Source organism: Arthrobacter sp. P1_B3, from assembly GCF_056406615.1.
The window spans coordinates 18,056-29,151 of record NZ_JBFTZV010000039.1; the positions used below are offsets into that span (position 1 = coordinate 18,056).

Annotated in this window: 9 protein-coding genes; 5 read left to right on the forward strand and 4 right to left on the reverse strand. The window is 64.7% G+C overall.

Features of this window, described 5'->3' with window-relative positions; translation table 11 throughout:
* The first annotated feature begins 76 nt into the window (after positions 1 to 76).
* From benA to AC1D2F_RS22665, 5 genes are read left to right on the forward strand one after another with little or no spacing between them, the layout of a single operon-like run.
* Positions 77 to 1,459 (forward strand): benzoate 1,2-dioxygenase large subunit, encoded by a 1,383-nt coding sequence (benA, locus tag AC1D2F_RS22645; protein WP_229992283.1) that lies wholly within the window; start codon positions 77 to 79, stop codon positions 1,457 to 1,459.
* Positions 1,460 to 1,495: 36 nt separating this feature from the next.
* Entirely contained in the window at positions 1,496 to 2,032 is a 537-nt protein-coding gene (gene benB / locus AC1D2F_RS22650) for a benzoate 1,2-dioxygenase small subunit (RefSeq protein WP_364742510.1), read from the forward strand.
* Positions 2,033 to 2,055: 23 nt separating this feature from the next.
* On the forward strand, positions 2,056 to 3,693 hold the full coding sequence (gene benC / locus AC1D2F_RS22655; protein ID WP_476967773.1) for a benzoate 1,2-dioxygenase electron transfer component BenC: 1,638 nt from the start codon (positions 2,056 to 2,058) through the stop codon (positions 3,691 to 3,693).
* Positions 3,693 to 4,520 (forward strand): 1,6-dihydroxycyclohexa-2,4-diene-1-carboxylate dehydrogenase, encoded by an 828-nt coding sequence (locus tag AC1D2F_RS22660; RefSeq protein ID WP_476967774.1) that lies wholly within the window; start codon positions 3,693 to 3,695, stop codon positions 4,518 to 4,520. Before benC ends, AC1D2F_RS22660 begins: the two co-directional genes overlap by 1 nt.
* Before the next feature lie 59 nt (positions 4,521 to 4,579).
* A complete protein-coding gene (locus AC1D2F_RS22665) occupies positions 4,580 to 7,411 on the forward strand; it encodes an AAA family ATPase (RefSeq protein WP_476967775.1) in 2,832 nt (943 codons plus the stop codon).
* Positions 7,412 to 7,450: 39 nt separating this feature from the next.
* Here the strand turns inward: AC1D2F_RS22665 and catC are convergent, their stop codons facing one another.
* The 4 genes from catC to AC1D2F_RS22685 form a co-directional block, all read right to left on the reverse strand.
* Positions 7,451 to 7,729 carry a muconolactone Delta-isomerase gene (catC, locus tag AC1D2F_RS22670; protein ID WP_476967776.1) on the reverse strand — a complete coding sequence of 93 codons (279 nt, stop codon included), beginning with the start codon at positions 7,727 to 7,729 and terminating at the stop codon, positions 7,451 to 7,453.
* 25 nt (positions 7,730 to 7,754) lie between these two features.
* A complete protein-coding gene (locus AC1D2F_RS22675; RefSeq protein WP_476967777.1) occupies positions 7,755 to 8,858 on the reverse strand; it encodes a mandelate racemase/muconate lactonizing enzyme family protein in 1,104 nt (367 codons plus the stop codon).
* A 33-nt stretch (positions 8,859 to 8,891) separates the two neighbouring features.
* Complete coding sequence (locus tag AC1D2F_RS22680; RefSeq protein WP_476967778.1) at positions 8,892 to 9,794, reverse strand: LysR substrate-binding domain-containing protein; 903 nt, start codon at positions 9,792 to 9,794, stop codon at positions 8,892 to 8,894.
* A gap of 130 nt (positions 9,795 to 9,924) precedes the next feature.
* Positions 9,925 to 11,096: MFS transporter (locus tag AC1D2F_RS22685; protein ID WP_476967779.1), on the reverse strand; the 1,172-nt coding region annotated here is incomplete at its 5' end.

An 11,096-nucleotide genomic window follows, 5' to 3' on the forward strand; every position in this document is an offset into this window, starting at 1 on the left:
CTAACGTCCGCTACGGGCACCCCGCCAGCCGGACCCGCCGCCCATTCGTCCAGCACTCTCCAATGAAGGAGCACGCATGACCGAGAACCTGACCCATGTCCGCGAGGTCCTTGCCGACGCCGTGATCGACGACCGTGAGAACGGCGTGATCCGGGCCAAACGCGAAATTTTCACCGACGAGGAAATCTTCGAACTGGAGATGAAGCACATCTTCGAGGGCAACTGGGTATACCTGGCCCACGAGTCCCAGATCCCCAACGTGGGGGACTACTTCACCACCAACATCGGCCGCACACCCGTGGTGATCACCCGGGACAAGGACGAAAACCTCAACTGCATCGTCAACGCCTGCTCCCACCGCGGCGCAATGCTGTGCCGCCGCAAGACGGACAACCGCACCACTTTCACCTGCCCGTTCCACGGCTGGACCTTCAAGAACTCCGGTGAACTACTGAAGGTTAAAGACTCCCGTAACGCCGGCTATCCGGAGTCGTTCAACAAAGAAGGCTCCCACGACCTCACCAAGGTTGCCCGCTTCGACTCCTACCGCGGCTTCCTCTTCGGTTCCCTCAAGGCCGATGTGCTCCCGCTCGAAGAGCATCTGGGTGACGCCACCAAGGTGATCGACTCCATCGTGGACCAGTCGCCGGAGGGACTCGAAGTGCTGCGGGGTTCGTCCACCTACACCTATGACGGCAACTGGAAGGTGCAGGCCGAGAACGGCGCCGATGGCTACCACGTCACGGCCGTGCACTGGAACTATGCTGCCACCACAGCCCGCCGCAGCGCCGGCGACTCCGCAAACACGACGAAAGCCATGGATGCCGGTAAGTGGGGCAAGGTCAAGGGCGGATTCTATTCCTACGACCACGGACACCTGCTCCTGTGGCAGGAATGGACCAACCCGGAGGATCGCCCTCTGTGGGACCGCCGCGATGAGCTTGTGGCCAAGTATGGCGAGGAGCAGGCCAACTTCATGATCAACATCTCGCGGAACCTTTGCCTGTACCCGAATGTGTACATCATGGACCAGTTCTCTTCGCAGATCCGCCACTTCCGCCCCATCTCGGCGGACCAGACGGAGGTCACCATCTACTGCATCGCTCCCAAGGGCGAGTCGCCGGAGAACCGTTCCAAGCGCATTCGCCAGTACGAAGACTTCTTCAACGCCACCGGTATGGCAACTCCTGACGACCTCGAGGAGTTCCGGTCCTGCAACAAGACCTACTGGGCCACAGCGGCGCCCTGGAACGACATGACCCGCGGATCCACCCATGAGATAGCCGGCCCGGACGAACAGGCCAAGGCGCTGGGCATGTCCAGGGTGATCGCTTCCGGCGTGCGCACGGAAGACGAGGGGCTTTACCCGATCCAGCACGGGTACTGGAAGGAAGTCATGGACCGGGCCCTGGTGGTGGAGGAACGCTCCGCACTGGATGCCGTTCCCGTCACTGCCTGACCGAAACCACCTGGAACAAAGAGAGTGCAAAACGCCATGACCAACCTGACCAAACCGGCCCCGTCACTCAAGACCTCCGAGGAGATCGCCACCCTCGAAACTGTCCGTGCCTTCCTATACAAGGAGGCCCGCCTGCTGGATGACCGCCAGTTCGACGAGTGGCTCCAGTGCTACCACCCGGACTCCGAATTCTGGATGCCTGCGTGGGACGTGGATGACCGGCTCACCGAGGACCCGCAGAACGAGATATCACTCATCTACTACGACAACCGCGGCGGCATCGAGGACCGCGTGTTCCGGATCAAGACGGACCGGTCCTCAGCCACATCCCTCCCGGAGCCCCGTACCGGGCACAACATCACCGACATCGAGATCGAGGAGCACGACGGCGATCAGGTGAAGGTCCGTTTCAACTGGTTCACCCTGTACTTCCGCTACAACACCACGGACACATACTTCGGGACCAGCTTCTACACCATCGATCTGGCCGGCGGGGAGCCGGTGATCCTCAAAAAGAAGGTCGTCCTGAAGAACGACTACATCCACCACGTGGTGGACGTTTACATGATCTGACGGCCCCGGCCGTTGAGAAATCCGTGCCCACCGGGCAGATCCGCACATTCCCGGGCCGCGACGACGCGACCCACAGCCAGGAGGAAATCATGGGCCACAAGGTAGCCCTCAGCTTCGAGGACGGCGTCACCAAAGTCATCAAGGTCGGCGACTACGAGACGGTGATGGATGCAGCATACAAGGCACGCATCAACATTCCATCAGACTGTCGGGACGGTGCCTGCGGCACCTGCAAGGCCTTTTGCGATTCCGGCTCCTTTGATCCGGGAGACTACATTGACGACGCCATGACGGAGGAAGAGCTCGACAAGGGGTACATGCTCACATGCCAGGCGGTGCCGGAATCCGACCTGGCCATCCAGATCCCCGCCACCTCGGAATCCGCCAAAACGGCCGCCAGCACCTTCACTTCCACCGTGAAGGAACTGAACAGGCACTCGGAAACCACTGTTTCCTTCACCCTGGAGGTCGAAAACCGGGACGCCCTGGCCTTCCTCCCGGGCCAGTACGTCAACCTCAAGGTCCCCGGAACCGATGCGGAGCGCTCCTATTCCTTCAGTAGCGGCCCAGAGGTGCAGGACGCTGCGTTCATGGTGCGGGTGACGCCGCAAGGTGCCATGTCGGAATACCTGCGGGACAGGGCAGCCGTGGGTGACACCATCGAATTTTCGGGTCCCTACGGCTCGTTCTTCCTGCGCGAGCCCAAACGGCCCTTGCTGCTCCTGGCAGGCGGCACCGGCCTGGCCCCGTTGCTGTCAATCCTTGAGAAACTCTCCGAGAACCCACCGTCCACCCCTGTCCATCTGATTTACGGCCTGACCCGCGAGGCAGACATTGTGGGCCTGGATTGGCTGCGGGAATACGAGGCGAAGCTCCCCGGCTTTACTTGGGACTACATTGCCTCCGAGCCGGAGACGTCTGCACCGCACACGGGATACGTCACACAGATCATCGCGCCCGCCCACCTCAACGACGGTGATGTTGACATCTACCTATGCGGTCCGCCTCCGATGGTCAATGCTGTTTCGAAGTGGCTGGACGCCGAGGGCATCAAGCCCGCCAACTTCTACTTCGAGCGGTTCGCCCCGAAGGAAACCACCGGCGGCGACGCTGAGACAGGGGCGCCTGCGGACGCCGCAAAGATCGCGGCAGAAGGCGACAGGATGAGCCGTGGCGAGGCAGTCTCGAAGCTTGAGACGGGCCGGCTGGATTTCCGCAAGGAGGACAGCTTCGCACAGCTGGACGCCCGCATGGGCCTGGAGCTGGCCGTGAGCGAGCTGCTGCTGGGCCGCCTCAGCGAAGAGCAGCTGCGACAGTTCCGGCGCCTCGCCGAGGCCACCAAACGCTCCGTCGCCGGGGGCACCATCCAGGAGCCGGAGGAGTTCGCGCGGACCAATGAGGAGTTCCACGAATACCTCTTTATGATCTGCGACAACCCGATGCTGCTGGAGTCCTACCGCCGGCTTGACGTCCACGCGCAGATGGCGGCTGCGTTCGAGGCGGGAACCCCGATCTTCGAGCGGGTTACGCAGGATCACCTCGAGATTGTCGAGGCCTTCGAGCGCCAGGACAGGGAGCGGGTGCGGGAAGTCATCACGGCCCATGCGCGTGACGCCAAGGAAACCATGGCCGGGGCCATCGACGCCAAAGTGGCCCACTAATGGCAGCACCGTACGCGGGACAGTTCCTTACCCCGGGCCGGTACGCTGGCAAGGTGGCCATGGTGACAGGAGCCGGCCAGGGCATCGGCCAGAAGGTCGCCCATCGCATTGCTGCCGAGGGCGGCAACGTCGTCCTGGTAGATCGGGCCGACGTGGTCCACGACGTGGCGCGGGGGATCGTGGCAGCGGCCCAAGATTCCGGTTCCGGAGGCTCGGCCACCTCGGTGACCGTTGATCTCGAGACCTTCTCTGGAGCGCAGCAGGCCGTCGAGGCGGCGCTTGCCGCCCACGGCCGGGTTGACGTGCTAGTGAACAACGTCGGCGGCACCATCTGGGCCCGCCCCTACGAAGAGTACGACGAGGACAAGATCGAGAAGGAGGTCCGGCGTTCGCTGTTCCCTACCCTTTGGACCTGCCGGGCCGTGCTTCCGTCCATGCTGCTACAGGGCTCGGGTACCATTGTCAACGTTTCCTCCGTGGCCACCCGCGGGCTGCACCGCGTCCCGTATGCGGCGGCGAAGGGCGGGGTCAATGCCCTGACCCAGTCATTGGCAATGGAAGTCGCCGGGCGCGGCATCCGCGTGGTCGCCACTGCTCCAGGCGGCACCGAGGCTCCGCCCCGCAAGGTCATGCGGGGGCCGCAGGCCGAATCCGCTACGGAGAAGGCCTGGTACCAGGTGATCGTCGACCAAACCATGGAGTCTTCCTTCATGAAGCGCTACGGCACCCTGGATGAACAGGCCGCGCCCATTGTGTTCCTTGGATCGGATGAAGCGTCCTACTTGACCGGGAGCATCCTTCCAGTCGCCGGCGGGGACCTGGGCTAAGTGTTTGGTTGGATGCCCGCCGCCAAAGCCACGCCGCCCGCCGCGGTAGACTTGCGGCTATGACGGCAGGCTCCAGCCAGGGGAATATGGCAGAGGACCTACCGCTTGTGGGGCGCGCCGAGGTCGTCGGGGAGCTGTTGGAAATCCTCCGCGGGGTCCGCAAGGGCAAAGTGGGCACCGTTGTTCTTACCGGCCCTTCCGGGTCCGGGAAAACTGCCGTGCTGGAGTACTTCCTGGAGCACTGCCGCACTGTGGCCCGTGGAGTCCGGGTGCTGTCCGCCATGGGGGATGAATGGGAGGCGCAGTTTGCCCTCGCCGGTTACTCCCAGCTCATGCTCACCTTGCCGCTGCGCTCGGCAAAGGATTACGACGGCGGCCCGGCCCTGGCCGCTGCCCCTGTCGCAGCGCTCACGGCGGCCCAAGTGGTCAACTATGCCGCGACCCTCAGCACCCACCTTGAAGGACTGCAGTCCCACGGCAGTGTGGTTGTCGCCGTCGACGACGTCAATAAACTTGACGTGGAGAGCTTGCGCATCCTCACGTTCGTCATGCGCCGGCTGCACGGAAAAAGGGTTCTGTTCCTGCTGACACTCAACCTGGTTGACGCTGCGCGTGTCCCCGCAGGCGTGCTCGACTTCCTCACCGGCCACCAAGTGGTGCGGATTCCGCTGGAGCCGCTTTCCCCGCAGCAGGTCCAGGACCTCGCCCGGCGCCTGTTCGGTATAGACCTCAGCGCGACTGCGGCCCATGGGCTGGTCCGGCACACGGAAGGGCTTCCGCAACTGATCGTGGAGCTGCTGCAGGAACTGCCGGCGGAGACCTGGCAGGCGTGGTTTCCGACCCTGCCTCCGACCTCCCGCATCAGGGCCAGGGTGCGCAGTATCCTGGACGCCGCATCCCCCGGGCTGATCTCCATTGCGGAGGCTGCGTCCGTGCTTGGGCGCAGCGCTGGCCTGGCCGAGCTCTCCCGGGTCAGCGGGGTGGATTCCCTCATGGAGGTCCTCGACGAAGGACACCGCGCCGGGCTGCTGCGGCTGTCCGTTGACCAGGCGAGTTCCGCCGTCGTATTCCATGACCCCGGCACGGCTGAGGCCATCTACGAACAGATCCTTCCCAGCCGGCGCATCGCGCTTCACCGGCTGGCCGCCGAGGCTGTTCAGCCTGAGGGTGAACAGTTGGGCCACCGCGTCTCGGCCACACCCGGTCCAGACGAGGCCCTGGCCGAAGAGCTGGAGGAGTTTGCGCGCCGCCAGGCCACGGTGGGCGCATGGCAGGACGCCTCAACGGCGCTGTTCTCCGCGTCCCGGCTCTCCTTGGACATCCGCTCCCGCAACGACAGGCTCCTGAGGGCCGTCGATGCCCTCGTAGGGTCGGGCGACATCGCACGGGCGCAGATGTGGGCCGGTGCGGTGGACGCCCTGCCCTCCTCGCCGCTGCGCTCCTCGGTGCTGGGCTACCTGTCTACGGTGTCCGGCCAGAACGACAGCGCGCAAACCCAGCTGGAGATGGCATGGCGTACCAGCAACCCGGAGCGCGAACCTGCCGCCGCAGCGCAGGTGGCGCAGCGTTTCGTCCTGCACGGGGTGGCTTCCTGGGACGGTCCGCTGATTACCGGGTGGGCGGAGCGCGCCATGGCCCTCACGGCGCCGGGAACCCCCGCCCATGTTGAATCAGAAGCGATCTACGGCCTGGGCCTGTATGCCCAGGGAAGGCCGGCAGAAGCGGAGGCCTCCTACCAGCGGGCGTTTGCCCATGCTGCCGAGAACGCCCAGAAGCAGCGAGTCCAGATGGGTGCTGGCTGGCTGGCGCTGCGGCTCGACAACGCTGAATCGGCACTGGTGAATTTCGAGTCCGCCGCTCCCACCGAGTATCGCGGCGGATCGCTGCGGATTTCCCTGTGGGCGGAGGCCTGGCTAGCCCGTACCCACCTCGTCCTCGGCAACTGGGATGCGGCCGCAGCCACCATCACGCGTGCTTCCGTGCGCCTCGAGACATCTCGGATGCCACTGATACGCCCGCTGCTGTACTGGACCGCGGCCGAGCTCTGGTCCATGCGGGGCGACTGGGACCGTGCCCGCTACTACGTCTCCCAGGCCGCGGTGCAACCGGGCACTTACCGTGTCATGCAGGTTCCGGCGAGCCTCGCCCGGGCCCGGTTCCATGAGGCGAGGGCGGACTACGAAAGCGCCCTGGCTGTGCTGCAGCCACTGACGGAGCTGGACCCGTGGACCGAGGACCGCGTGTCTTTCTGGCCGTGGCAGGATTCGTACGTCAACGCCCTGGTCATGACCGACCAGCTCGACGCCGCCGAGTCGTTCCTCACGGCTTTCGAGCGCGTGCCGCGCCAGCGGGACGTTCCCTCCGACTCGGCGCGGATGGCGTGGGCGAGGGGCCGGCTCCTGGCTGCACAGGGGGATCCTGAGACGGCCAGGGAACACTTCGAGGCGGCCCTGGGACACCTCCGGGGGCTTAACCGGCCGTATCTGCGCGCGCGGATCAGTTTTGCATTCGGGCAAAGCATGCGCCGGGCCGGCAAACGGCGCCTCGCATCTTCGGTGCTGCGTGCGGCCCGTGACCTGTACGACTCCCTGGGGGCAGCCACCTATGTGGAGCGGTGCGACCGGGAGCTCAAGGCGACGGGCCTCGACGTCGGCAACCTGCCCGACCCGGCCGACCCCGTGCTGACTGCCGTCAGCGACCACCACGCCCAGCTCACCGCCCAAGAGCGGGCAGTGGCCGAGCTGGTGGCGGGTGGGGCCACCAACAAGGAGGCGGCCCGGGCCCTGTTCCTTGCGGAGAAGACGGTGCAGTACCACCTGACTCGGCTTTACCGGAAAATGGGGATCCGCTCCCGCAGCGAACTCGCGGCCGTGTTCCGGGCCAAGGACTGACCCGGAACACGGCCGGCGCTTAGGCCGCTGCCGCCGGTGCTACTTGACGTCGGAAGGGTGCTTGGCGAGGGGAACTACCGAGATGTCCATGTAGGAGAACAGCGGCAGGTTCTGCAGGATCTCATGGAGCTCGTCGTTCGAATCAACGTCGAAAATCGAGTAGTTGGCATATTCCCCCACGACGCGCCAGATTTCCGGCCACTTGCCGGAGCGCTGCAGCTGCTGCGAGTAGGCCTTCTCCTTGGACTTGACCTCGGCGGCCTCAGCGGCGGGCAGATCGGTGGGAAGTTTGACGTCCATGTGGACCAGGTACTTCATGGTGTCCTCTCGGTGGAAGGTATGGCTAGCGGTCAGTGCGGTAGTGCGCGAGCTTGTCCTCGTCAACGGCGGTCCCCACGCCCGGGCCTTCAGGCACATGGATGCGCCCGCCGGTGATCTCCAACGGTTCGGCCAACAGGTCGTCGGTCATGTCCAGGTAGTTGGATAGTTCCGCTGCGCGCTTGGCTGTGTGGGCAAATGCGGCGCCGAAGACCACTGAGGCGACCGTGCCGACCTGGGTGTCGATCTGGTTGCCAATGTAGACGTCGATGCCCATACCCTCCGCCATCCCGACGATCTTGGCGGCCTCCGTAAAACCGGATCGGGCCGTTTTCACCGCCAGGAGGTTCGCGCCACCGGTCAGGATTTCCCGTGCGGCCTCACCAAGGTTGGCGGCGGATTCGTCCGCGGCGATGGGGATGGGGGAGTTTTCCACCAGGCGGCGCCTGCCCAGGACTTCGCGGGCATCGTCGGGTTCCTCAAGGAACTGCAGGCCCAGGTCCGCGGTCCGCCGCAGTACCTCGGCGGCCTCGTTGGCGGACCAGCCGCGGTTTGCGTCCATGTATAGTTCGGCGTCGTCGCCAAGGCCCTCCCGCAGGACCCGGGCGGCTTCGATGTCGAGGTGAAGCGGACGGCGGCCGGTCTTGAGCTTAAACGTGTTGATGCCATGGGTCTCACGGAATTCCAGGGCCAAGGCCAGCAACTCCTGTGCGGGCTTGAAGCCGAGCATGTGGGAGACCCGCAGCGAGTCGGAATACCCGCCCAGCAGCTTAGTCACAGGCTGTCCGAGCATCTTGCCGATCACGTCCCACACCGCTATGTCCACAGCACCCTTGGCTGTCTGGTTGTGGACGGTCCGGTGCAGGATCATCTGGATCTTCTCGCGATCAAAAATGTCCACGCCGATCAGCTGGGGAGTAAAAATATCCTCCACTACCGCAACGATGGACTTCTGCGTTTCACCGTAGGTGTAGGGACGCGGCGGGGTGTCGGCGGTGCCCACCACGCCATCGTCCGTGCGAAGCCTGATGAGTACATGGTCCGCCTCATGCACGGAACCGGAGGCGAAGTGCAGTGGATGGAGATACGGGATCGAATAGGGAATGGCCTCAATGGCTGCGATCTTCATGACTGGGGAAGCCTTTCATCAAGGGGAAACGGGCTAGGGGCCGGGGGCAGGCGCCGGGGGTACGGCAGTTGCCGTATCTACAACGTCCAGGAAGTTCTGTAAGAGGGCCGAGGGGTGTCCGCGCATCCAGGCCACAGCGAGTTCCACCGGTGGGACGTTTTCGATCTCGCGGTAAGCGACGCCTTCGAGCTGGAAGGCCCGCACGCTGGCCGGCATGACTGCCACACCGCCCCCGGCGGCCACGAACGCGAGCATGGTGGACGTCTCGCCGACCACTTGGGTGATGCGGGGTTGGAAGCCCGCCTGACGGCAGAGGTCTGAGGTGGTGCGGTAGAGCACGGATTCGGGCGCGTAGGCGATAAAGTCCTGGTCCTGTAGTTCGTGCATTGCCACGGTCCGATCCACGGCAAGGGCGCTGAACGACGGGATCGCGACGACGAGCGGTTCCTGGGTCACGACGCGGTAGTCGATCTCCTGTGATGCCACGGGCGGGCGCAGCAACGCGGCGTCCAGGGTTCCGCCCCGCAGCCCCGCCTCCATGGAGGGCGTGAGCATTTCGCCGTTCAGGGCAAGGGACAGGCCCGGCATGACTTGTTTGGCAAGGCGGGCGATCTGGGGCATGAGGCCGTACGTGGCTGAGCCCGAGAAACCCACGCGAAGCACTCCGGTTGCGCCTTTGCCCACCTGGTAGACGTCGGCCCGGAGCGTTTCGACGTCGTTGACGATCTGCCGTCCGCGGTCCAGCAGGAGTTGGCCCGCCGCTGTGAGGTCAACCCGGCGGGTGGTGCGGTTAAGCAATCGTGCTCCCAACTGCTCTTCCAACTGGCGGATCTGCTGGGACAGAGGCGGCTGGGCCATGTGCAACCGCTTCGCCGCCCGGCCGAAGTGACGCTCCTCCGCGACCGCAATGAAGTAGTTCAACTGCCGGATTTCCATACGGTGCCGCCCTTCGCCCGGTCAGGTCCGTGCGTGCTGCCCAGAGCCGACGATTTATTCATAGAATAACCACAAATGGCTCCACTAGTACATTTTGCTGACAGAATTGGGCCGGGCAAATCCGCGCCGGCTACTCAAGCCGGGCAGCGGAAAGGGCTTTCTCGGTAAGGCCTTCCGCGATCTGCTCGACTTTGTGCTCCGCCTCCTCCAGCTTGCGCTGACGGGGGACCAGGACAGTGACTACGGCGCCGACCAGTGCAACAGCCCCGTAGATGTAAAAAGCAGTGGATCCGCCGATTCCGGCAGCAGCCAGCCAGCCGCCGATGATCGGCCCGAGCACCCCGCCCAACCGCCCCACGCTGGCACACCACGCGACACCGGCTGCCCGGGCATTGGTGGTGAAATAGTTGGACTGGAACCCGTACACCAGTACCTGGGTGCCCAGGGTGCCTACGCCGGCCAAAGCGATGAAGGCAAAAAGCAGCGGCAGCGGAAAGCTGAAGGTCATGAGCGCCAGGGAGATGGTGGCTAGCCCGAATGTGGCGGCGATGATGCGCTGGGGACCGCTCCTGTCCGCCAGGCGGGAGGCGAGCAATCCGCCCGCCACGGCTCCGAGATTCAGTGCCAGCGGGAAAAACAGGGCGTACGTCCGTCCGTAGCCGTATCCCTCCATGATTTTCGGCAGCCACGTGTTGAGTCCATAGGTCAGCAGGAGGCCTGAGAAGGACATCAGGCCCAGCAGCATGGATGCCACCGCGAACTGACGGGAGAAGACGGCTGCAAAGCCTGACTTCTGCGGCGCCGCTCCGGCCTGCAGGATTTCCCGCTCTTCGATGAGCGGAACGCCGGTGCGCTTTGCAGCGGCCACGGCTTCCTGTTCACGGCCCCGGGCGAGCAACCACCGCGGTGATTCCGGCAGCTTGCGCCAGGCAAGAGGCAGGAGAATGACGAGCGGCAGGGAGCCGATGATGAAAAGTCCACGCCAGCCGATGCTGTCAAGGAACAGGATGCCCAGGACGGAAGCCAGCACACCGCCGGCTGGGACGCCTGAGTACACAACTGCGTTGTAGAACTGCCGCCGTCCCGCGGGTGCGAACTCCGCCATGGTGGCGCCGGCAGTGGCAATGACCACTCCCAGGCCAAGTCCGGTGACGAAGCGCATGGCACCGAAGGCAGGGACGGTGGTGGCCAGCGCCGTAACGAACATTCCGAGGGAGAACCAGGCGATGCCCAGGARCATCAGCCGGCGCCGGCCGAAAAAGTCGCCCACGGCGCCGCAGGTCAGCGAGCCCACGAGTACTC